At 43.7% G+C, this 23627-nt stretch carries 16 protein-coding genes and 1 tRNA gene; 4 read left to right on the forward strand and 13 right to left on the reverse strand.

Features of this window, described 5'->3' with window-relative positions:
• Positions 1-23: 23 nt before the first annotated feature.
• The 3 genes from CK503_RS11315 to fsa form a co-directional block, all read right to left on the reverse strand.
• The gene (locus tag CK503_RS11315; protein ID WP_255233397.1) at positions 24-593 is read right to left on the reverse strand and encodes an NADPH-dependent FMN reductase; all 570 of its coding nucleotides are present in this window, start codon (positions 591-593) and stop codon (positions 24-26) included.
• Between the two features lie 106 nt (positions 594-699).
• A complete protein-coding gene (locus tag CK503_RS11320; protein WP_095606923.1) occupies positions 700-2082 on the reverse strand; it encodes a replication-associated recombination protein A in 1383 nt (460 codons plus the stop codon).
• 123 nt (positions 2083-2205) lie between these two features.
• On the reverse strand, positions 2206-2868 hold the full coding sequence (gene fsa / locus CK503_RS11325) for a fructose-6-phosphate aldolase (RefSeq protein WP_095606924.1): 663 nt from the start codon (positions 2866-2868) through the stop codon (positions 2206-2208).
• Positions 2869-3119: 251 nt separating this feature from the next.
• On the opposite strand from fsa, the gene CK503_RS11330 reads away from it, so the two are divergent.
• The 4 genes from CK503_RS11330 (at position 3120) to CK503_RS11345 (ending at position 11189) form a co-directional block, all read left to right on the forward strand.
• Positions 3120-4343, forward strand: coding sequence for an efflux RND transporter periplasmic adaptor subunit (locus CK503_RS11330; protein WP_176466296.1), 1224 nt, complete (start codon positions 3120-3122; stop codon positions 4341-4343).
• A 30-nt stretch (positions 4344-4373) separates the two neighbouring features.
• Positions 4374-7646 (forward strand): efflux RND transporter permease subunit, encoded by a 3273-nt coding sequence (locus CK503_RS11335; RefSeq protein WP_095606926.1) that lies wholly within the window; start codon positions 4374-4376, stop codon positions 7644-7646.
• A gap of 7 nt (positions 7647-7653) precedes the next feature.
• Complete coding sequence (locus tag CK503_RS11340; protein ID WP_095606927.1) at positions 7654-10722, forward strand: efflux RND transporter permease subunit; 3069 nt, start codon at positions 7654-7656, stop codon at positions 10720-10722.
• 122 nt (positions 10723-10844) lie between these two features.
• Positions 10845-11189, forward strand: coding sequence for a YtxH domain-containing protein (locus tag CK503_RS11345; RefSeq protein ID WP_095606928.1), 345 nt, complete (start codon positions 10845-10847; stop codon positions 11187-11189).
• 145 nt (positions 11190-11334) lie between these two features.
• Here the strand turns inward: CK503_RS11345 and rpoC are convergent, their stop codons facing one another.
• From rpoC to CK503_RS11395, 10 genes are all read right to left on the reverse strand, one after another.
• The gene (gene rpoC, locus CK503_RS11350) at positions 11335-15675 is read right to left on the reverse strand and encodes a DNA-directed RNA polymerase subunit beta' (RefSeq protein ID WP_095606929.1); all 4341 of its coding nucleotides are present in this window, start codon (positions 15673-15675) and stop codon (positions 11335-11337) included.
• Between the two features lie 52 nt (positions 15676-15727).
• The gene (gene rpoB / locus CK503_RS11355) at positions 15728-19543 is read right to left on the reverse strand and encodes a DNA-directed RNA polymerase subunit beta (protein WP_095606930.1); all 3816 of its coding nucleotides are present in this window, start codon (positions 19541-19543) and stop codon (positions 15728-15730) included.
• A gap of 180 nt (positions 19544-19723) precedes the next feature.
• Positions 19724-20095: a 50S ribosomal protein L7/L12 gene (gene rplL, locus CK503_RS11360; RefSeq protein WP_095606931.1), complete on the reverse strand. Its 372-nt coding sequence runs from the start codon at positions 20093-20095 to the stop codon at positions 19724-19726.
• A gap of 55 nt (positions 20096-20150) precedes the next feature.
• Positions 20151-20675, reverse strand: a complete 525-nt coding sequence (gene rplJ / locus CK503_RS11365; RefSeq protein ID WP_095606932.1) for a 50S ribosomal protein L10 — start codon at positions 20673-20675, stop codon at positions 20151-20153.
• Positions 20676-20696: 21 nt separating this feature from the next.
• Positions 20697-21398, reverse strand: coding sequence for a 50S ribosomal protein L1 (rplA, locus tag CK503_RS11370; RefSeq protein ID WP_095606933.1), 702 nt, complete (start codon positions 21396-21398; stop codon positions 20697-20699).
• 16 nt (positions 21399-21414) lie between these two features.
• Positions 21415-21846 carry a 50S ribosomal protein L11 gene (gene rplK / locus CK503_RS11375; protein WP_095606934.1) on the reverse strand — a complete coding sequence of 144 codons (432 nt, stop codon included), beginning with the start codon at positions 21844-21846 and terminating at the stop codon, positions 21415-21417.
• A gap of 77 nt (positions 21847-21923) precedes the next feature.
• Positions 21924-22487 (reverse strand): transcription termination/antitermination protein NusG, encoded by a 564-nt coding sequence (gene nusG, locus CK503_RS11380; RefSeq protein WP_095606935.1) that lies wholly within the window; start codon positions 22485-22487, stop codon positions 21924-21926.
• Positions 22484-22666: a preprotein translocase subunit SecE gene (secE, locus tag CK503_RS11385; protein ID WP_095606936.1), complete on the reverse strand. Its 183-nt coding sequence runs from the start codon at positions 22664-22666 to the stop codon at positions 22484-22486. The genes nusG and secE overlap by 4 nt, the downstream gene beginning before the upstream one ends.
• A 25-nt stretch (positions 22667-22691) precedes the next feature.
• A tRNA-Trp gene (locus CK503_RS11390) sits at positions 22692-22764 on the reverse strand.
• 70 nt (positions 22765-22834) lie between these two features.
• The coding region (locus tag CK503_RS11395; protein ID WP_095606951.1) for an elongation factor Tu at positions 22835-23627 on the reverse strand (793 nt) is incomplete at its 5' end.

Below are 23627 nucleotides of genomic sequence, written 5' to 3' on the forward strand. Positions count from 1 at the left end.
GAACAACTAATAAGACGGGGAAATTATCCGTCAGTTATGAGAGTCCCATCTGCCTGCAAATTTCTGATAAATTTTGGAAAGCCATCGATTTGAGTATTTAGCAGCTGCTGTTGAAAATCATCTTTAATCCCTTCTTTAACATCAAAATTTTCATTAACGCGGGATATAAAAACTCGTTCGGGAAAGATGTGAGCATTTCGATAACCAAACACCTGTTGCAGCTGCTCCACTGCACGCATGGCTCCAAATGCACCATTGGCCTCTCCGATTAATGCAATCGGTTTTTTATCCAGACTATTCGGAAACGGTAAATAGTCAATGAATAGTTTCAAAATTCCCGGATACCCCCCGTTATACTCGGGACATACCACCACTAATGCATCCGCAGTAACCGCCTCACCAACAAAACTCTCAACTTCGGGTAGTTCTTCTCCATACCTCCCTCCACTGACTTTTTCCAACGGGAACTCCTGCAAATCTATAATTTCAGCATCAATACTTTCCTTTTGATATAACTGCTGTACATACTTTGAAACACGTAGAGCATTGGAATTAGGTCGATCAGTACCGCTAATAATTTTAAGATCAATCATAATATTTCATTAACTACAAACTATATCCAAAGGTATTATTTTTTAGATGAAAGATGGGATCACTCAGTCCCTACCTATTCAAGCATATTCAACTCAATCGCCTATGCTATCGTTTCTTTTTGGATGCTTTTTCGTAGGCTTCCTTGATCTTCTCAAGACGATCCCAAAGCTTGCCCTCACGACCAATATTTCCGGGCTCATACCACTGTTTATTCTTAACATTATCCGGCACATAGTTTTGGGGAACCCAGTGATGATCATACGAATGCGGATAGTGATAATCATCTGAAGCATTCTCAACACCAAGGTACCGCGACTGTTTAGAATTAGCCGTTTTATCCCGTAAATGAGGAGGCACCTCCCCAATACCACTATTCTGGATTTCCCTTCGGACGGAAAAGACGGCTCCGGCACTGTTGCTCTTGGGAGCAAGGGCAACATAAATACAGGCATGAGCCAAAAAATAAAGTCCCTCTGGCATCCCGCATTTCGTAAACGCTTCGTGGGCCGAATTAACCAACGACAGGGCATGCGGATCAGCCATTCCCACATCCTCTGAAGATTGAATAAGCATTCTGCGAAAAATAAAGTTGGGATCTTCTCCCCCTTCCAACATCGCCACCATCCAATACAGGGCGGCATCCACATCCGAACCGCGCAACGACTTTATAAAAGCTGATGCATAGTGATAATGCTCATCACCTCCACCATCGTATCGAACACCTCGACGCTGAATACATTCCTTTGCTATTTCCAGATCGATATGGATAACTCCCTCATCATCGGGATCACTGGATAGCACCGCTACTTCCAAGGCATTAATCGCATTACGGATATCGCCACCAGCAAATTCTGCGAGATGCTGCTTGGCCTCATCCGTTACTTTCACATCCTTTTTACCCAAGCCACGCTCTTCATCCTTTAACGATCTATCAATCATGATTAGCACATGATCAGTAGTCAAATCATACAATTCAAATAATTGGCAGCGGGATAACAATGGACTGACTAAGGAATAAAACGGGTTTTCCGTTGTTGCCCCAATAAGGGTTATCACTCCCGATTCCAGGTGGGGAAGCAACGCATCTTGCTGAGCTTTGTTCCAACGGTGGATCTCATCCACAAACAGGATGGTCTTTCGTCCATTCATCTGCTGTACTTTTTCGGCTTTTGCTACCACTTTCCGAAGATCCTTAATGCCATCAAGTACTGCATTAAGTTCCACATATTGAGCGTTAATTTCGCGTGAAATTACGTGAGCCAAAGTGGTTTTTCCGGAACTGGGCGGACCATAAAAAATTAGCGAGCCAATAACTCCCGATTCGATCATCCGGCGCAGCATTTTACCTTCACCGACGATATGATTTTGTCCTACAAACTCGTCGAGAGAACGAGGCCGCATACGCGTAGCAAGAGGTTCGTGGGGATTTACAAAGTTCGTTTTTCCCTCATCATTTTCAGAATCGGATTCTTCATTAAACAAATCCATTATAATTGCTCACTAATTTCCAATGTTACCTAACGCTTTAAATTTCACTTTCTCTTCTCACTAAGAATAAAAAATGCCCGGCATGAAATATACCGAGCATTAATCCTTGAAAAAGCTATCTGATTACTTGTTGTTCAATTCTTCTTGCAGAGCATTCCAGTCATCAAGAAAACGCTCGAGTCCACGATCTGTTAATGGATGGTGTAATAGCTGATCAATCACATTAAGAGGCATTGTTGCAACATCGGCTCCCAGTCGGGCAGATTCAAGAACATGCATTGGGTGACGAATGCTGGCTGCGAGAACTTCTGTCTCATAACCATAATTATCGTACACCGTTACTACATCTTCGATAAGCTGCATACCATCGTCCGAAATATCATCTAATCGTCCGATAAATGGAGAAATATAGGTAGCACCCGCTTTAGCTGCTAACAGAGCCTGTGTTGCTGAGAAGCAGAGTGTACAGTTGGTTCGAATACCTTCATCAGACAACGTTTTAATTGCTTTAATCCCCTCTTTAATAAGCGGTACTTTCACTACAACATTATCAGCAATCTCTGCTAAATGTCGCGCTTCAGAAACAATCTCATCATATTCTGTAGAAACGACCTCGGCTGAAACATCTCCGTCCACAAGATTACAAATCTTGGCTATGTGTCCTTCAAAATCTGCAACTCCAATTTTCGCACATAGACTTGGATTTGTTGTTACGCCGTCTAATACCCCTAAATCATTTGCTTCCTTGATTTCATCAAGATCAGCGGTGTCAATAAAAAACTTCATAAGAAATTTGTTCTTTGTTGGTTGTTTTTGCTAAGGTTAAGATAAAAAAATTGGTTCTCTTTCTTAATTATCTCTTGATTAATTATCCCAAGACTTACACTTCGAATAAAATGCAACTACAATCCCAGACTTATTAAAAAAGTTAAAAAATAATAGTTTAAGAATTATCCCTATTATCCTGTATCATTTTCCAGTCGCTTACGTAAGGCCATGTCTTACAGACATTAACAATGCTCAAAAAAATCATACAAGTGAAGAAGTTATCCTATTGTTTTGCCGTTATCTCCCTGGTTGTTTTACAAGCATGCAGTGATAGTAATAGCCCACCGGCTAATTTTAACAATCCGGGAAAACAACAGCAGCGTACCAGTGTGGAAACAGTTACCGCTGAAACAAAGAGTATTTCTGATCAAATTAAATCGTTCGGAAATATCAAAGCTGAGGAAATTGTAAATATTACCCCACAGGTTTCTAACAGAATAACCCATATTTATGCTGATCTGGGAGATACGGTGCGGCAGGGCGATGTCTTAGCCAAAATATATGATACCCCTTTTCGCGATCAATTTGAGCAAGCAAAATCTCAATTAGAACAGAGCCGGTCTGCTTATGTGAGGGACAGCCTGCAGTTTAACCGACAGAAAAAACTTTATGAACAGGAACTCATCAGTTCCTCAGAATTTGATGAGGCACACGCAACCTTTCAAAATAGCAAAGCCCAGTACGAATCTTCACGGGCTAACCTGACGCAAAGCCGTGAAAATTTAAATAATACAGAAATTACTTCCCCCGTCTATGGTGTTGTTCTTAGCAAGGAAGTATCCGTAGGTGATGTCGCCGCAACAGGCCAGACAGCATTTGAAATTGCCAACCTGACGGGCTATCAGACGCGTATCTATTTACCTGCAGAAGAATGGCGGAAGGTGAAGGTAGGACAACAAGTTAATTTTCGACTCTCCAACGAGTCTGATATCAGTGGGCGTGGACGCGTCAGTCGAATAAGTCCTCGTCTGGACCCGACAACCGGATTGGGAGAGGTAGTTATCAGTCTTACCGAAAAAAGCTCTCTCATTGCCCAAGGGGTTTTAGTGGAATCTACAATTAATGTTGAAACCCATGAGAATGCCGTAGTAGTTCCACGCTCAACGCTGGTAGAAAACGTGCAAACATTCATAGAACCGGAATCAAATTCAATACAGCTACAGCGCTCCTATTCTGTTTTCCTGGTAGAAGGAGATTCTCTGGCACTTCAGCGTGAATTAGAGCTTGGTATTGAACAAGGAGACCAAGTAGAAATTTTAGAGGGTATTGAGGCAGGAGATGAAGTAGTCATAACGGGTCAACGATCATTGGGAGACAGCACGAAAGTTCGGATTGCTAATCAGCAGAATTTCAATGAACCCTCACGAATCCCGATTGAAAACTCAGCTCCAGATAGCACAGCACAATCAGCAGATCTTGAATCTGACGAATAAAAGCTCACCAAAAAGGACCCCACATTTTTTATGAAAGCACTTGCAAAAAAAGCGGTTGAGCGTCCGGTTACCTTTTTCATGGTGAGCTTGATCGTCATTGGTTTCGGACTCTTCGGGCTCTCCAATCTCAGGCTTAACCTCTATCCTGATGTATCATTTCCAACCATAACCGTTTACACCACATACGAGGGAGTAGCTCCAGGAGATATGGAAACACTCGTTACACGCCCCATAGAGGAAGCGGTAGGAAGCATCAGTGGGGTTAGGGAAGTACGGTCAATGTCTAACCAGGGAACTTCGATTGTTAAACTGGATTTTAATTGGGGAACCAATCTTTATAATGCGGAATCGGATGTGCGGAAAGAACTTGATTTCGTACGCCGAACAATTCCAAATGATGCAGAACAACCTATCGTCTTTTCGTACGATCCCAACCAGGAACCTATTGTAGTCCTAACGCTGACTTCTGATTTAAGGAGTTCCCGGGAACTCCGAACTATTGCCGAACAAGACCTCGAGCAACACTTAGAACGTATTTCTGGTGTAGCATCCAGTGAAACATCCGGTGGTTATGAACGGCAAATAAATATTGATATCAGCAATAAGCAGATGCGGGCCTATAACCTCAGCATTTCAACCATTGCAAATAAGCTGCAGCAAGAAAACATACAGGTCCCCGCTGGTGAGCTTATTGAGGGGCGTACCATCTATTCCCTACGTACGATCGGTGAATTCAAAAACGTAGATCAAATTCGCAATACTATTATTGCCGTTCGTGAAGGTGAACCACTGATGCTAAGAGATGTAGCCACAGTAGAAGACGGTATTGCACAACCCATTGGCAACGTACACGTTAATGGTGAAGAGGGAGTCATCCTGAATATTTATCGCCAAAGCGATGCCAATGTAGTAACGACCGCCAATGCTGTAGTCGATAATATTAACAATTTAAATCGTATCCTCCCCGACGACGTTTCTGTTAAAGTGCTCACTAATAAGGCAAGCTTTATTAAAACTTCGATCGATAACTTGCTCTGGACGGGGCTGCAGGCCGTCATATTGGTAGTGCTTATATTGCTGGCCTTCCTTCGAAGTGGACGTTCAGCTCTCATCATCGCAATTTCCATACCCGTTTCCATAATTTCTACATTCAGTATTATGGATTGGGCAGATCTGAGCCTGAATATCATTTCACTCTCGGGCCTTACGCTGGCTGTGGGAATGGTTGTGGACGATGCTGTAGTTGTCCTGGAAAATATTTTTCGCTTTAAAGAAGAGGGGCACGATCGTAAAAAGGCCTCGGTATGGGGCGCGCAGGAGGTAGCAGTACCTGTCGTTATATCTACCCTGACTACGCTTGTGGTCTTTCTCCCCATCCTGTTTGTCCCGGGTATCGCCGGATTCCTGTTCCGTGATTTGGCCCTCACTATCTCTTTTGCGCTTTCGGTATCCTCTATTGTTGCTCTTAGTCTGATCCCGATGATGAGTTCTCAACTATTAGGTACTAAGGCATCCAATAAGGTTAAAGATTCCTACCTTAAACAACTACTTGACTGGAGCCGGGGTAGCACCTTCAAACGAATATTAGCTTCACCCTTACTTTTAGTAGGCGCACTCATTTATCCGATTATCTGGGGATTCAAATACATCGGCAAGAAACTCGGATCGTTTTTCAGTAAAAAAGTGGGGCCATTGATCAACAGAGGGCTTAACCGTATAGAATCCTCATACCAACGGCAGTTAACAACTCTTTTAAATCACAGCGGTACCGTTGTAATATCAGCAGTACTGCTATTTCTTCTGACATTACCAATATTTGGTTTACTCGGCGGAGAATTTTTCCCGAAGGTAGATGATGATACATTTATCTTAGACGTTCAACGGGAACCGGGAGTAAGTTTAGTTGAACTGGGGCGTTCAGTTTCTCGGATTGAGAAAATCATCGACAGAGAAATACCGGAGGCACGCCTTGTGGTATCCGATTTCGGAGATAAGGAAGGCATTGAGGGGGCAGAAAATCCCGGTGGATACAATGGTAGAGTTCGTGTTGAATTAGTTCCGCAAAGTGAGCGCTCCAGGTCCGAGAAAGTTATTGTAGCTTCCCTGCTCGAACAACTTACACAGGTCCCTGGTACAGAGATTAAAGAAGTCCAAGAAGATCCCCTAAGTCCAGAAGGAGAAAGCGGACTTATCGTACAAATATACGGGTATGAATCTGAACAAAGAGAAGAACTGGCAAATGTTGCTAAAAACAGATTACAGGATATCGATGGCATTGCTAATGTATATAGTGCTGCTGAAGAGGGACGTCCAGAGCTACAAATTACAATGGATAGGGAACGCATTTCTCGGCTGGATATGAACACTTCTCAGGTCGCTTCAGCCCTCGGAAATGCTGTTAAGGGCAATTTAGCAACTACTTATGTAGATCAGGGAATAGAATTTGAAGTTATGGTTCAACTTGAAGAGTCGGACAAAACGAGTATTGATGATCTCAGAAATTTACAGGTAGAAACACCCGGTGGAGAATGGGTACCACTCTCAAACCTGGCCCGCATAGAACGCTATAGCGGTCCAACCAATATCCAAAGAATTAATCAAGAACGTATTACGGAGGTAACCGCTGATCTGGCTGACATGGACCTCAAAGAAGCCAGCTCTCGGGTACGCCAGCAACTGGATACCATTAACTGGCCGGACGGATATCGATATGAAATTTCAGGCACGGCCGAAGACCAACAAGCATCATTTAATTATTTAATGATTGCATTTATCATTGCCGGTATTCTTACCTATATGGTCATGGCCTCACAATTTGAAAGCCTGGTAGAGCCGTTTATCATTATTCTCACCATTCCACTGGCCCTAACTGGTGTTTTACTAATGCTCTGGATAACGAGTACTTCTATCAGCGTTACGTCGATGGTGGGGCTGATACTTCTGTCAGGTATTGTTGTTAATAATGGCATTGTTATGATCGACTATATTAAAATCCTACAGGCACGTAAAATGGAGCGTGATAACGCTATTATCGAAGGGGCCGGACGACGCCTCCGACCGATACTCATGACCGCTTTTACAACGATCCTGTCAATGGTCCCCCTTGCCTTAGAGCTGGGCTCAGGTTCCGAGACGTGGAGCCCCATGGCCCGAACGGTTATCGGCGGACTGGCTATGTCTACCTTCTTGATGCTTTTTGTTGTTCCCTGCCTCTATCAGCTGATTAATATCATGGTAGAGCATTTTGGATTCGATTCAGTCCATAAAGAAGATCCTTTGCTGCAATCGGAATTGAAACAATAAGTACGCTATGAAGAAATTCACATTAGCCGGCAGCATTTTAAAACGACCGATCAGTGTAATAATGGTTACGCTGGTTATTATCGGATTCGGTGTATTTTCACTTTCTAATTTAAAAGTGACACTCACCCCCTCTTTAAACATCCCTATACTTGCGATCTCGACCAACTACAGCAATGTAGCTCCTAAAGATATGCAAACCCTTGTTGTTGAACCTATTGAAGGTGCAGTTTCGGCAATTGAGGGTATAGAAACACTTGAATCGAACATAAGCAAGGGAAGTGCTTTTATTATCCTGCGTTTGAAAACAGGTGTGGATATTCGTCATACAGAACTAAAAGTACGAGAAGAATTATCGCGTATTCGCAATGAACTGCCCGAAGAAGCCGCAGAACCTGTGATATTTCAGTTCGATCCTGATAACTTTCCCATTATGCGGCTGAGCTTGGACTCTGATCACACTGGTCTGGATGAGCTGCGGCGCCTGGGAGTAGAATTCATAGAACCGCGTATTGAACGGTTGGAGGGAGTAGCCTCGGCAGATACTCGCGGGGGGCTTGAACGTAAAGTATTTATCAATGTATCCCCCATGTCACTGGCACAACATCGCCTTATCCCTTCTGATATCGAGTCGGCTCTGCGATCAAATAATGTTCAGGTCCCTATAGGAGATATACGAAATGGCCAAAATAGTTTCAGTCTTCGTGCTACCTCTATGTATTCCGATGTAGAACAAATAAGGCAAACGATTGTAACGGTTACTGAAGAAGGAGTACCCGTTCGCATTAAGGATATAGCCGAGGTTGAAGACAGTTTCGCTGAAATTACAACGCTTGTAGAAATAAACGGGAAAAACAGTGTCTCTCTGGAAGTTCAAAAGAAATCCGATGCCAATACCCTGGATGTCGTCAACGCTGTCAAAGATCAGCTGTCAAACATCAATAACAATCTTCCGCCTGGTGTTAGCCTACAGGTTTTGACCGATGACGGAGAAAATATTGAAAATTCGATATCGAACCTCACACAATCAGCACTTGCCGCCCTACTTGTTGTTATTGTCGTTCTGCTGCTTTTTATGGGGGGATGGCGAATCTCACTGGTTGTTGCAGCTACCATACCAGTATCCATAACAGCGAGTTTTGGGGCGATGTACGCCGCTGGACTTTCACTGAATATTTTGACTATTACTGCCTTGGCACTGGCCATAGGCCTATTAGTGGATAATGCCATTGTCGTCTCTGAAAGTATTGCCCGGAAGCTGGAAGAGCATTCAAGTAAAATGCAGGCAGTTCTCGAAGGCACCAATGAAGTGGTTGGTGCGCTCCTGGGGGCAACCCTAACTACACTCGGAGTTTTTGTTCCCATTATTGGCTTGTCCGGTATTCAGGCTCAACTATTTGTAGAATTTGCCATTACCATTAGTATTGCCATCGGGATATCCTTCATATCTTCAATTATATTAGTTCCCGTTCTTGCCCTTTTATTCTTAAACAGCAACCAATTCAACTCGCAAGCAGGTACTTCTGCAAGTATGGGTAAACTGGAACAATGGTATGCCCGTTCTCTGCGGTGGGTCATGTTCCGAAAATGGACTGCTGTCATTACTGCACTCGCTATCTTGGGATGCACATACCTGCTATATAATAATTTAAAATTTGAGTTCTTTCCGCAATCCGATTCGGGAAGTGTATCCGTCAATATAGAGTTACCCTCGGGAACAAAACTTGTAAAAACAGCTGAGGTCTTGCGGGGCTTTAGTGACCAACTCCAGCAAAAAGACGTCGTTGAAACCGTGGTCACTCAGATTGGCCAGAGAGGCTTCACCACCCGAACAAGTGTAGGACAAATGACGATCACCCTCGTCGATGAAGAAAAACGCGACATTACTACCAACCGCTTTTCTGCGCAATTGCGTCAGGAATTACAATCCCCGGGAGTGGACGTCAATATAAGCGGTGGCGGAGGTGGATTTGGCGGCTTTGGCGGAGGCATAACCCTCAGCCTTGTTGGACCGGAAATAGATGTACTGAAAGCAATTTCAGACAAAATCGAACGCACACTACTTTCAAATCCCAATGTGATATCTGTAGATAACGGGCGTTCTGATCCTACCCCCGAATTACATTACCATGTTAATCGACAACGGATCAGTAGAATGGGGAGCTCTCTCAATGACGTTGCGAATTCGCTTAAAACGCAGGTGCAGGGAACGCGGGTAGGCTTTTTACGTCAGCAAGGCCGTGAAATTCCCATAGAAGTCCGGGCCTCCAAAAACGACCTTACCAGCCGAGCTCAACTCCTTGATCTTCAGTTATTACAAATAGAAGATCAGCGATTGCCTGTGGCCGCCCTGGGTACTCTTGAAAGCGTTGAAGGCGTTGATCAAATTTCTCGCCGTAATCGCGAAACCGTACTGGATGTAAATATTGAGGTAGATGGAAATCCCAATGAATTTCGTGAGGAAATTATCGGTATTATACAGGACCAGGTGGTTTTACCTGAAGGATATCGCTATGAATTTACCGGATCTCTTCAAGAATCCGATGAAGGAAGTAACGAAATTTTATGGGCTCTGCTCTTCGCCGTATTGCTGACTTATATGATTATGGCATCACTGTTTGAAAATTTCGTCGACCCTTTTGTAATATGGTTCAGCATACCCTTGGCATTCTTTGGAGCCTTATTTGGGCTTTGGGTAATAGGAACCCCACTGAGTGCTACTGCCTTTATTGGCATGTTCATGCTTGTCGGAATTATTGTTAATAATGGCATCGTATTAGTCGACTATATGCATCTCTATACCAAACATAATGCACATTCTGATTCTTTACTCAATAATGCCATTGAAGCCTGTAAAAGACGTCTCAGGCCCATTCTTTTAACTGCTATCACGACTATTTGTTCAATGATACCGCTTTCATTGGGAATCGGTACCGGAGCAGAGATCTGGGCGCCCCTTGCACGAGCTGTCATTGGCGGACTTCTTTTCGGTTCTATCCTAACGCTCTATGTAATTCCTGCTTTTATTATGGGGAATAAAAAGGAAAGACGAGAAGCAATACGCCAACATAAAAAGTAAATATTAATTCTTGCAATCACTTTTAAATAAGTTCAGTAAATTGCATATTAAAGAAACACCATAATCGTTACTAATAGTAATATACTTGAATAAAGAAGCTACAGTTTAAGAGGTTATATATTATGAGTAAGTCAAAAGATTTTACCCTTGGTTTATTATCCGGTGCCCTGGTAGGTTCGGTCGTTGCCCTTTTATATGCTCCTGACAAAGGTAGTAATACCCGTGATATTCTTTCTTACAGGCTAAGTTCTTATCTGGATGAACTTACCCATCTTATTGATCGTCTTTCGGAAGAAAAGGAAGCTATATCAGAAGCTAAGCGACAGGGTGACCTCGTTGTTGAAGATGCACGTCACCGGGCCGAGGATCTTATCCGCGAAGCAGAAGATCTACTGGACACCATTGAAGATTCAGAGGGTAGCGAAAAAAATAATCCAACTCAGCAGCAAGCTGAAAAGTCTACCTAATAATTATTCGATCCTGATTTTCTAACCAGCTATAAATAGCTTATTTGTCAAGCTATACCTTTACAGAACTTATTAAAATAAAAAAAGTGCCCATCATCACTGACGGGCACTTTTTTTTATCCAATTATTAGTATGGAGTAATTAATTAGGATTCATCATCCTCTACATCAGCTTCTGCCGTTGGTTCCGCTTTTTCTCCATTGCCTTCAGATCCGGCAAGCTCATCGAAGACTTTTGCAACTTCTTGCTCATCCTCGTCAAGCTCTTCTTTCTTGCCAACAATCAGATCATCATATTTACGGAGACCAGTACCAGCAGGTACTTTGTGTCCAACAATTACATTTTCTTTGAGACCCTGAAGGTGATCCTTTTTGGCCTCAATAGATGCTTGTGTCAGTACTTTAGTAGTCTCCTGGAATGAAGCAGCAGACAACCAGCTTTCTGTAGAGAGAGCAGCACGCGTAATACCAAGTAGTATTGGCTTAGAAATAGCCGGTTCGGCTTCACGTGTTTCAATTTCATCCACTCCTTCTTTAATTAGTTCATTATTTGTTTCTCGAACTTCGCGACGTGTAAGCAATGTTCCCTGCTTAAGATCACTTCCGCCGGTATCAGTAACAACATATTTTCCGATAAGCTCATCGTTCTTGTTGTTCAGCTCAAATCGGTCAACTTTATCTCCCTCGAGATACATTGTATCGCCGGGATCTGTTACCTCAACCTTCTGCATCATGGTGCGAACAATGGTCTCAATATGCTTGTCATTGATCTTCACACCCTGTAGTCGATAAACCTCCTGAATTTCATTCACAAGGTACGACTGTACTGCATAAGGTCCGAGAATATTCAGAATTTCTTCGGCCGGAATAGTACCGTCAGACAACTGCTGACCCGCTTCAACATAATCATTCTCCTGCACAAGAATGTGCTTGGACAGGGAAATGAGATAGGTTTTTTCGGTCTTGCCGTCTTTACTTTCAACGATAACTTCCTGCTTACCTCGCTTACGTCCACCCATCTTGACAATACCGTCAATTTCTGATACAGCAGCAGGATCGCTTGGCGAACGGGCCTCAAAGAGTTCCGTAACACGCGGCAGACCCGCTGTAATATCTTTGGATTGACCGGTAGATCGTGGAATTTTAGCGAGCACCTGTCCGGCAGCAACCTCTTGTTCGTCCTCCACAACAATGTGTGTATCAACGGGGAGTGTTTTCTCCCGAACTCTATCGTCTTCACCTTTAACCAATAATGTCGGTATCAGCGAACGATCTTTGGAGTCGATAACAACCTTTTCACGGTGACCTGTTTGAGCATCTGTTTCTTCCGAAAAGGTAATATCTTCGAGGATATCTTTATACTCAACAGTTCCGTCGATCTCAGCATAGATATTGGCGTTGTAGGGATCCCAAGTACAAAGTGGTACTCCTTTGGGAACCTCATCGCCTTCTTCAACCAAGAGTTCAGAACCGTAAGGAATGTTATAGGATATAAGTTCTTTCCCTTCCTCATCCTTAATCTTGATTTCACCGGCACGACTAAGCACGACATCATGAATCTCTTCTCCGTCATCGTATTCTACAACGCGGATATTTTCGAACTCAACCTCACCTTCGAACTTGGCCTTGTGCATTGATTCTGACTCAACGCGAGAGGCCGTACCACCAACGTGGAAAGTACGCAGTGTCAGCTGAGTACCGGGCTCACCAATTGATTGTGCTGCAATAACTCCTACAGCTTCACCAACCTGAACCATTGTGCCGCGAGACAAGTCTCGACCATAGCACATAGAACACACTCCGCGTTCCGTTTCACAGGTAAGTACCGATCGAATTTCAACTTCCTCAATTGAAGTTTCAGCAATACTCTGAGCCACACCTTCATCAATCATCTGATTAGCTTCACAGAGAAGTTCATCAGTAATAGGATCATAAATATCGTGCAGTGAAACACGACCAAGAATACGATCTTCCAGACTCTCGATAACATCCTCGTTATCTTTTAGAGCCTTCATTTTAATACCTCGGAGCGTTCCACAATCTTTTTCGTTGATAATTATATCCTGAGAAACATCAACAAGTCGACGTGTCAGATAGCCGGCATCAGCAGTTTTAAGAGCCGTATCGGCCAGTCCCTTACGGGCACCGTGAGTAGAAATAAAGTATTCAAGTACCGTTAGTCCCTCCTTAAAGGATGAGAGAATAGGATTCTCAATTACTTCGTTTCCTTCCTGTTGGGAACTTTTCTGCGGCTTCGCCATCAGTCCACGCATACCACCAAGCTGACGGATCTGCTCTTTAGAACCTCGAGCACCGGAATCAGCCATCATAAATACCGGGTTAAATCCATCCTTATCTTCGGTCAATGCGTTGAACAAGGATTCAGAAACACGGTTCGTGGTACTTGTCCACTTATCAATAACCTGATTATAGCGCTCGTTGTCGGTAATGAAACCCATCTCGTAACGCTCATCAATTTCAGCTACATCATTTTTCGCTTTTTCAAGCAGCTGATCTTTTTCGTCAGGTGTTACAATATCTTCGAGACTAAAGGATATACCGCCTGTTGTAGCTTCCTCAAAACCAAGACGCTTCATGTCATCAAGGAATTCAGCAGTACGAGCTGTTCCAACCTCATAATGAATATCGCCAATTAACACACGCAGCTCTTTCTTGCCGAGCGTCTTATTCACGAATTCCATTGGTTCAGGAAGAATCTTATTGAACAACACTCGTCCTGTTGTCGTCTTAATAATCTCCTGAACTTGCTCTCCGTCTTCATTTTCTTTGGTGATACGGAGATTAATCTTCGCATGCATATCAATGCGATCGCGATCATATGCAATCAACACCTCATCTAAATTGGCAAAGGTTTTTCCCTCACCACGCTTGTCGCTGGCCATCTTGGTCATATAATAGATACCAAGAACCATATCCTGCGATGGCACCGCAATAGGTCCACCACTTGCAGGGCTCAACAAGTTATGAGAGCCGAGCATAAGAACGGATGCTTCAAGAACAGCATCATGGCTCAATGGCAAGTGAACAGCCATCTGGTCACCGTCAAAGTCAGCATTATAAGCGGTACATGCGAGGGGATGCAATCGTATTGCCTTTTCCTCAATCAGTACCGGCTGAAATGCCTGAATACCAAGCCTGTGCAATGTTGGTGCTCGGTTAAGAAGAACGGGATGGCCGTCAATAACATTTTCGAGCACTTCCCAAACAACCGCGTCACGGCGATCAACAACTTTCTTAGCCGACTTAACTGTTTTGACATATCCACGCTCAATCAAGCGGCGTATAATGAACGGCTTGTATAGTTCTACAGCCATCTCTTTGGGCAGTCCACACTGATGCATTTTCAGCTCGGGACCAACCACAATAACTGAACGGCCGGAATAATCAACACGCTTACCGAGCAAGTTCTGTCGGAATCGCCCGCTCTTCCCCTTCAGCATATCACTGAGAGATTTCAGAGGACGATTATTATTTCGAACTGCATTGGATTTACGGGAATTATCATAAAGTGAATCAACCGCTTCCTGCAACATACGCTTCTCATTACGCAGGATCACATCAGGCGCCTTAATATCAATAAGACGCTTAAGTCGGTTATTTCTGATAATAACTCGTCGATAAAGATCGTTGAGATCCGAAGTCGCAAATCGGCCACCTTCCAAAGGTACCAATGGTCTCAATTCCGGAGGTATCACAGGAATTACACTTTGGACCATCCACTCCGGACGGTTTTCGGTGTGTTGGTTTGCCGCACGGAATGATTCAATAACCTGCAGACGCTTTAGCTTCTTCTTCTTACGCATCTGCGAAGTTTCATTACGAGCTTCGTAACGCAGACGATAAGCAAGTTCATCCAGATCCTGCGTGGCTAACAATTCTTCAATAGCCTCAGCACCTTCTTTAGCTCTGAACTTGTCCTCATCATCCTCATCCATCTCCCACTGATCTTCGGGAAGCTGCTCCTGAATATCATAATACTCTTCTTCAGAAATAAGATCTCCCTTCTTATAACCAAGATCACGGGCAACGCCGGGATTCATGATCACATAAGTTTCATAATAGACAATCTTCTCAAGATTTTTAGAAGAATATCCAAGGAGGTATGCAAGTTTGTTTGGCAATGATTTGAAGTACCAGATATGTACGACGGGAACGGTCAGGGAAATGTGTCCCATACGTTCACGACGAACAGCTTTTCTGGTAACTTCTACACCACAGCGGTCACAAATAATCCCTTTGTAGCGGATCCGTTTGTATTTGCCACAATGGCATTCATAGTCTTTGACCGGACCGAAGATCTTTTCACAGAAAAGACCATCCATTTCCGGTTTAAATGTACGATAATTGATTGTTTCGGGAGTTAAGACTTCGCCGTGCGACCGAGACAAGATTGTCTCAGGTGACGCAAGGGAAATACCAATTTTATCGAAGTCTTTCGAAACTGTTAATGTGTTAGTAGTCGGCAAGGAAGTACCTCCGGATTGACTTTATTTAACAGTATAAATTCTGTTGTTCTAATTAGTCGATGTGAATTTCAAGGCCAAGACCCATCATTTCGCGCAGCAGTACCTTGAATGATTCTGGCACATCACCTTCAGGCAAGTTTTCGCCTTTTACAATAGCTTCGTAAACGCGAGAACGACCTTTTACATCATCACTTTTTACAGTAAGCATTTCTTTTAGGATACTGGAAGCACCATAAGCATACAGTGCCCAAACCTCCATCTCACCAAGACGCTGACCACCAAACTGTGCTTTACCACCCAGTGGCTGTTGCGTAATAAGAGAGTATGGTCCAATCGAACGAGCATGCATCTTATCCTGAATCAAGTGATTCAATTTAAGGATATACATATATCCAACGGTCGATTTCTGATCCATAGGCTCACCGGTACGGCCATCATACAATGTAACTCGGCCATCTTCGGGCAAGCCCGCTTCACGCATTTTGTCTTTTACCTGCTCTTCACTGGCACCGTCAAAAATGGGCGATGCAAATTTAACACCCAGTTTCTTACCGGCCCATCCAAGAATAGTCTCATAAATCTGTCCGAGGTTCATACGCGATGGTACACCCAACGGATTGAGACAAATATCAACAGGCGTTCCGTCTTTCATATACGGCATATCTTCTTCCGGTACGATCTTAGCGATCACACCCTTGTTACCGTGGCGACCGGAAAGCTTGTCACCTACCTGAAGCTTACGCTTCTTGGCAACATAGACTTTTGCTTTCTGTATGATTCCGGGCGGTAGATCGTCTCCAACCTGAATCTGATATTTTCTTCGCTTGGCTTCGGTATCAATTTCTCTACGAAGCGAACGATAGTTCTTAAAGAGTAATCGCACGTGTTCTACCAATTCATCATCAGTAGCCCACTGTATATTTTCATTAATTCTAACGGGATCGAGCTCTTCAAAGTCTGACTTACGATATTTTTCACCCTTCGGAATAAGCTCAACGCCGCTGAAATCGTACACACCGGGAGATGTTTTGTCTCTCAGTAGGGTATAAAGTTTGTCCACCATTTTACTATTCAGCTCATCAACTTTTTCCTGGTGGCGCTCATTTTCCAGCTCAACCTGTTTCTTCTCCTCTTTTCGGGAAATTTGCTCATCTCGCTTGCGGCTAAAGAGCTTCGTATCAATTACGGTACCTGATACTCCCGGAGGAACTTTCAATGATGCGTCCTTGACATCACCGGCTTTGTCACCAAAGATTGCACGCAGCAGTTTCTCTTCCGGCGTAGGATCAGTTTCTCCTTTAGGAGTAATCTTTCCAACAAGAATATCGCCGTGGCTAATCTTAGCACCCGTTCGGACGATTCCCTGCTCATCAAGATCTTTGGTAGCATCTTCACTTACATTCGGAATCTCGCGGGTTAACTCTTCTTCACCACGCTTGGTGTCACGGACTTCTTGCTCAAATTCCTCAATATGAATTGAGGTGTACATATCTTCTTGGACAACACGTTCACTTACTACAATCGCATCCTCAAAGTTGTATCCTCTCCATGGCACAAAGCCAATAAGAACATTACGTCCTAACGCAAGTTCCCCTTGATCAGTAGCACAACCGTCGGCCAGTGTTTGACCTTTCTTAACCTTGTCACCAACTTCAACAATTGGCGTCTGGTTAATTGTCGTGTCCTGATTAGTACGCTCGAACTTTGTCAGATCGTACTTTTTAATTCCTTCATCAAAGTAGCATTGCTGCTCCATATCAGTACGATCGTACTTAACATGGATCTCTTTTGCACTGACATATACCACTTCACCATCTTCGTCAGCGGTAATAATAGCACGTGAGTCTTTTGCAGCACGATGCTCCAATCCAGTACCAACGACCGGCGATTTGGGACGAAGCAACGGTACAGCCTGACGCTGCATGTTAGCACCCATAAGAGCACGGTTGGCATCGTTGTGTTCTACAAATGGAATCAACGATGCGGCAACTGATGCAATCTGATTCGTTGACACGTCCATAAAATGAATTTCTTCCGGATCGGCCAAACCAACTTCACCATCACGGAATCGAGAGAAGATATTATCATTCTTGAAGACTCCGTTCTCATCGATAGGAGCGTTTGCCTGAGCAATAATCGTTTCATCTTCCTGCTCCGCAGATAGATACTCAATATCTTTCGTTGCCCTTCCATCCTCAATCTTACGATAAGGAGTTTCGAGGAAACCAAAGTCATTCACTTTAGAGTGCACACATAGTGATGTGATAAGACCGATATTTGGTCCCTCTGGAGTTTCAATAGGACACAAACGTCCATAGTGAGTATAGTGAACGTCACGAACCTCAAAACCGGCCCGTTCACGGGTCAATCCACCCGGCCCAAGTGCCGACATACGACGTTTGTGGGTCAATGTCGCCATCGGATTCGTTTGATCCATAAACTGCGACAGCTGATTGGTACCGAAGAATGTATTAATAACAGACGAAATAGTCCGTGCGTTAACCAAATCTTGGGGTGTCAACTGCTCCGCATCACGTGAGTTCATCCGTTCTTTAATGGTCCGCGACATCCGGGCAAGACCAATAGAAAACTGTTGTGAAATCTGCTCACCAATAGTACGAACGCGACGATTACTCAAGTGATCAATATCATCAACCTGAGCTTTCATATTCTTCAGCCTGATAATCTCCCTGATAATAGCCAGAATATCATCTTTCGTCAGATAACGAATATCCATATCCACGTCAATTTTCAGACGTTTATTCAGACGATAACGACCAACTTCACCAAGGTCATATTTCTTATCACTAAAGAAAAGACGTTCAAGCACTTGTCGTGCCGTTTCTGCATCCGGCATTTCACCGGTTCTAATCTGACGATAAATTTCTGCAAGTGCAGATTCTTCATCATGGGAAGGATCTTTACGCATCGTATTCATAAATACGTCACGCTCAGACTCTTCCGGCTCAAGCGTTTGAACTCGAATCTTATCTAAATCTGCTTCTTTTAGCAGTCCATAATCATCTTCCGTCAACTCATGATCAACTTCGAGAAGCACATCTCGGCTTTCTGCCTCAGTTACTTCTCCCGTTTCATCATCAATGACCTCTTCAATTTTTTCTTCTACGACATCCGTAGCAAGACGTCGACCGACAAGCTCTTTCTTGAATTGCTTTTTGGATTCAATTTCAATAAGCTCAGTGCCACCAAAGAGGTTAAACAGCTCTTCATCACTGGAGTATCCAAGTGCTCGAAGTAAGGTCGTAAATGGAACCTTCTTCTTACGATCTATATAGGCCCAAAGTACATCTCGAATATCTGTAGAGAACTCAATCCAAGACCCTTTAAAAGGAATTACCTTGGCATTATAAAGCTGTGTACCATTGGGATGAACATTTTGACCAAAAAATGCACCCGGTGAACGATGAAGTTGACTTACAATCACTCGTTCAGATCCGTTGACAATAAAGCTTCCTTTTTCCGTCATCCAGGGAAGATCTCCCAAAAATACTTCCTGTTCAATTGTTTCAGTAGTCTCGTCATCATCGTCAACAGCAGAGAGACGAAGCTTTGCCTTCAGTGGTACAGCATACGAAAGTCCTCGTTCCTGGCATTCTTTGATACTGTATTTTGGGGTATCCACGCTGTAATGCATGAATTCCAAAATATGAGTTTCCCTAGAATCCTGAATTGGAAAGTTATTATTAAATATTTTTTGGAGACCTTGATTTTTACGGTCCTCCGGTGCAATATCTAATTGAGTAAAGTCCGAAAATGATTCAAGCTGAATATCCAGAAAGTCGGGATAGTCAAGCACATGTTCGGTACTGCCAAATGATAAGCGGTCGGTGAAAGGTATTTTCTCCATTTTACTTTGTTTATTCAAAAGGAACCTCTCCTTTAAAATTAATTAGATGATGATGAGCTGAATTTGCCGCTTCTAAGCACTTTATACAAAGTGAATGGGTAGCATGCAAATAGACGCCAATAGCCAATACCGTAAAACGATATTGGCTAATGACAAATAAGTTATTTTATTGAGCCTCAATTACTTAAGCTCAACTTCAGCGCCTGCTTCTTCAAGCTTAGACTTAAGGTCTTCAGCTTCTTCTTTAGAGACAGCTTCTTTAATTGGGTTCGGTGCGTTATCAACCAATTCCTTGGCTTCTTTAAGACCGAGACCAGTGATGCTGCGTACTTCTTTAATAACAGCAATCTTTTTGTCTCCGGCTCCGGTAAGAACAACATCAAATTCTGTTTGTTCTTCTTCGCCACCGCCTTCTCCGCCACCGGCTGCTACTACAGCACCTCCGGTTGCAGGTTCAATGCCGTATTCTTCTTCAAGAAAGTCAGCGAGTTCGTTTGCTTCTTTTACAGTTAAGTTGACTAATTGTTCAGCTAAATCTTTAACGTCAGCCATTGTTTATATCTCCGATTGATCTTTGTGAATTGAAAATTCGTAGTGTTAGTATTTGTTATTTGTCGCCTTCTTCGGCGATTGTTTCAAGGGCTCCGGCAATATTTCGACCGGGAGCTTGTAAAGCACCTACAACGTTAGAAACAGGACCAAGCAAGAGACCAACAATGTCTCCAATAACCTCAGTCTTAGACTTCATAGCGGCCAGTTTTTCAAGCTCATCCTCACCGTAATAATCTCCATCGATGACTGCAGCTTTAAATTGTGGCCTTTCTGTTTCTTCGTAAAGTTTTTTAATCACTTTTGCGGGTGCGGCAAGCTCTTCTTCTACAAAGGCAAAACCATTTTGCTCAACCAAGTGGGGGTACAAATCTTCATATCCTCCCACTTCGTCCATGGCTCGTTTTACCAAGGTGTTTTTATACACTTTATACTTGATATCGCCTTCAAAGAATTCGCCACGCATGTTGTTGATTTCTTTTACCGACATACCTGAGTAGTTGGTGATATATACAGCACCTGAACTTTTCAGATCTTCGGTAATTGCTTCAACAGTTTGTTTCTTTTCTGCTAATGTTGGCATTATTCAGTTCCTATTTTGTCTTTATGCAGAAATTACGGATGAACGACTCAACGGAATGCTTGGGCCCATTGTTGAACTCATAAACGCGCTTCGGATATATAATCCTTTAGCAGAAGCGGGTCTGAGTCTCATGACCGTACGCAAAAATTCCAGAGCGTTTTCACGGATTTCGCGGGCATCGAAGCTTACTCGTCCGATTGAAGCGTGCAATATACCATACTTGTCTACACGAAAATCAATCTTACCGGATTTAGCTTCTTCAACTGCCTCGGCTACATCGTTTGTAACAGTACCACTTTTCGGATTCGGCATTAGTCCACGTGGACCCAAAATGCGTCCAAGCTTTCCTATCTGCCCCATAACATCCGGAGTAGCAATGATTACATCAACGTCTGTCCATCCTTCTTCAATTTTTTCTATATACTCGTCAAGACCTACATGATCTGCTCCGGCCTCTTCGGCTTCTTCTTGCTTAGCTTCATTAACTAAAGCCAATACGCTTATCTCTTTACCCGTGCCATGCGGCAGAGTAACAGAACCACGTACCATCTGATCGGCATGTCGGGGATCAACTCCCAGACGTAAATCCAGATCGACGGATGCATCAAAGTTAACCTTAGAGGTCTTCTTCACAAGATCACAAGCTTCCTCCAGAGTATATTCCAACTCGGGATCAATGAGCTCTGCGGCCTCTTGGTATTTCTTTCCTCGTTTAGTTGACATAAATTAATTTTACCTTCTATTTATCTCTTTGTACTCGAAGCCCCATGCTTCTGGCAGTACCTGCAATCATTTCTGCAGCATTCTCAATCTCAAAAGCATTGAGATCCTGCATCTTTTGTTCTGCTATCTCTTTGCACTGGGTCCAGGTCACTTGGCCAACTTTGTTTCTATTTGGCTCTCCGGAACCGGATTCAATCCCAGCAGCTTGTTTTAGCAGTACTGCAGCAGGTGGAGTCTTAGTTATGAAAGTGAAGGATTTATCCTGATACACAGTAATTTCAACCGGAATAATTGTTCCTGCATCTTCCTGTGTAGCAGCATTAAATGCCTTACAAAACTCCATAATATTGATTCCAGCCTGACCTAATGCAGGTCCAACAGGTGGTGCAGGGTTTGCCTGCCCGCCACGAATCTGGAGCTTAAGTACTTGATCTACTTTTTTTGCCATTTTAATTTACTGCTTGTACTTATTTTTTATTTGCCGCGTAATAGCTCACTTTGCATCAAGTGATTAATAATATATGGTCAAGTTGCAGGTTCTACCTGGTTCACACCAACTTCAACCGGGGTCTTTCGACCGAAAATACTTACAAGAACACGTAGTTTGAGTTTATCAGTATTAACCTCTTGTACGGTTCCATCAAAATCTTTAAATGGTCCATCAATAACTTTTACAATATCTCCTTCGTCATAGGGGATTTCAATCTTTCCCCCTTGTTCAGCCATATCTTCATTATCCTGAACCTGCCCAAGAATTCTATTTACCTCAGACTTACGAAGGGGCTTGGGCTTGGGCTCCTTTTTATTCTTCAAAAATCCTATCGTTGAAGGAGCACCCTGAATAAGATTATTTACTTCTTCGTCGTATATCGTCTTTAACATAATATAACCCGGAAGAAAGTTCTTTTCGCGCGTCTTTTTCTTTCCCGAGCGTATTTCAATTACCGTTTCAGTAGGAATCAACACCTCGCTGATCTTATCTTCCAATCCCTGCATTTCAATCTCACGGTCCAAATAACGCTTTACTTTCTTCTCGTGATTTGAAAAAACACGGACTATGTACCACTGATGCTGATCTTCTTGTGTCATTGATAAATGGCTTCTAATATCGTGCTATAAACTTGATCTATCGCAAAAATAAATGTAGACAAGAGTATCGTAAACACTACCACAACAATAGTATAGTCAACCAACTCGTCCTGATCTGGCCAGGAGACTTTCTTCATCTCCTTGCGCACATCTTCTAAATATTCTTTAATCTTATTCATGAATTTTTATCCAATTCTAAACTTGCACGGGTGGAAGGACTTGAACCCACAACCTTCGGTTTTGGAGACCGCTGCTCTGCCAATTGAGCTACACCCGTATATGCCGAAAGAACAGACCTCTAAGAAGCCCATTCTTTCATGCAATTTTACGTGCAGAAACGCGACTTATTACTCAATAATTTCAGTTACAACACCGGCGCCTACCGTGCGACCGCCCTCGCGGATCGCAAATCGCAGGCCTTCTTCCATCGCCACCGGCTGAATCAGGCTGACTTCCATCGTCACGTTGTCGCCCGGCATTACCATCTCTACCCCGTCGGGTAGCTCACAGCTTCCGGTCACATCTGTGGTCCGGAAGTAGAACTGCGGGCGATAGCCGTCAAAAAACGGCGTGTGTCGGCCGCCTTCGTCCTTGCTCAATACATACACCTCACATTCGAACTTCTTGTGCGGGGTAATGGAACCCGGCTCGCAGAGTACCATCCCGCGCTGGAGGTCTTCTTTGTCGACCCCGCGCAGCAGGATTCCGGCGTTATCGCCGGCCTGGCCCTCGTCGAGCATCCGGCGGAACATCTCAATGCCGGTCACAACCGAGTCCATCGGATCTTCAATAATTCCTACAATTTCAATCTCGTCATTCAGCTTCACTACCCCGCGCTCGATACGTCCTGTTGCGACGGTACCGCGGCCGGTAATCGAGAAAATATCTTCGACCGGCATCAAGAACGGCTTATCGACGTCGCGCTCGGGCGTCGGAATCGTCTCATCGACGGCGTCCATCAGATCCAGGATCGCCTGCTCGTGCTCTTCCTCGCCTTCAAGGGCTTTCAGGGCTGATCCCTGGACCACGGGAATATTGTCGCCGTCAAACTCATAGGAGCTCAGCAGCTCGCGGACTTCCAGCTCAACCAACTCGATCAGCTCTTCGTCGTCGACCAGGTCGGTCTTGTTCATAAAGACC

Origin of the sequence: Fodinibius salipaludis, assembly GCF_002287075.1 — a bacterium.
In the GTDB taxonomy this organism is placed as follows: Bacteria; Bacteroidota; Rhodothermia; order Balneolales; family Balneolaceae; genus Fodinibius; species Fodinibius salipaludis.

What these genes read in the sequence shown, in the direction of transcription:
- nusG (WP_095606935.1), bottom strand. Translation starts at nt 22,487, where the DNA reads ATGACACAAGAAGATCAGCATCAGTGGTACATAGTCCGTGTTTTTTCA.
- rplA (WP_095606933.1), bottom strand. Translation starts at nt 21,398, where the DNA reads ATGTCAACTAAACGAGGAAAGAAATACCAAGAGGCCGCAGAGCTCATT.
- rplJ (WP_095606932.1), bottom strand. Translation starts at nt 20,675, where the DNA reads ATGCCAACATTAGCAGAAAAGAAACAAACTGTTGAAGCAATTACCGAA.
- rplL (WP_095606931.1), bottom strand. Translation starts at nt 20,095, where the DNA reads ATGGCTGACGTTAAAGATTTAGCTGAACAATTAGTCAACTTAACTGTA.
- fsa (WP_095606924.1), bottom strand. Translation starts at nt 2,868, where the DNA reads ATGAAGTTTTTTATTGACACCGCTGATCTTGATGAAATCAAGGAAGCA.
- secE (WP_095606936.1), bottom strand. Translation starts at nt 22,666, where the DNA reads ATGAATAAGATTAAAGAATATTTAGAAGATGTGCGCAAGGAGATGAAG.
- CK503_RS11320 (WP_095606923.1), bottom strand. Translation starts at nt 2,082, where the DNA reads ATGGATTTGTTTAATGAAGAATCCGATTCTGAAAATGATGAGGGAAAA.
- rpoB (WP_095606930.1), bottom strand. Translation starts at nt 19,543, where the DNA reads ATGGAGAAAATACCTTTCACCGACCGCTTATCATTTGGCAGTACCGAA.
- CK503_RS11335 (WP_095606926.1), top strand. Translation starts at nt 4,374, where the DNA reads ATGAAAGCACTTGCAAAAAAAGCGGTTGAGCGTCCGGTTACCTTTTTC.
- CK503_RS11340 (WP_095606927.1), top strand. Translation starts at nt 7,654, where the DNA reads ATGAAGAAATTCACATTAGCCGGCAGCATTTTAAAACGACCGATCAGT.
- rplK (WP_095606934.1), bottom strand. Translation starts at nt 21,846, where the DNA reads ATGGCAAAAAAAGTAGATCAAGTACTTAAGCTCCAGATTCGTGGCGGG.
- CK503_RS11315 (WP_255233397.1), bottom strand. Translation starts at nt 593, where the DNA reads ATGATTGATCTTAAAATTATTAGCGGTACTGATCGACCTAATTCCAAT.
- CK503_RS11345 (WP_095606928.1), top strand. Translation starts at nt 10,845, where the DNA reads ATGAGTAAGTCAAAAGATTTTACCCTTGGTTTATTATCCGGTGCCCTG.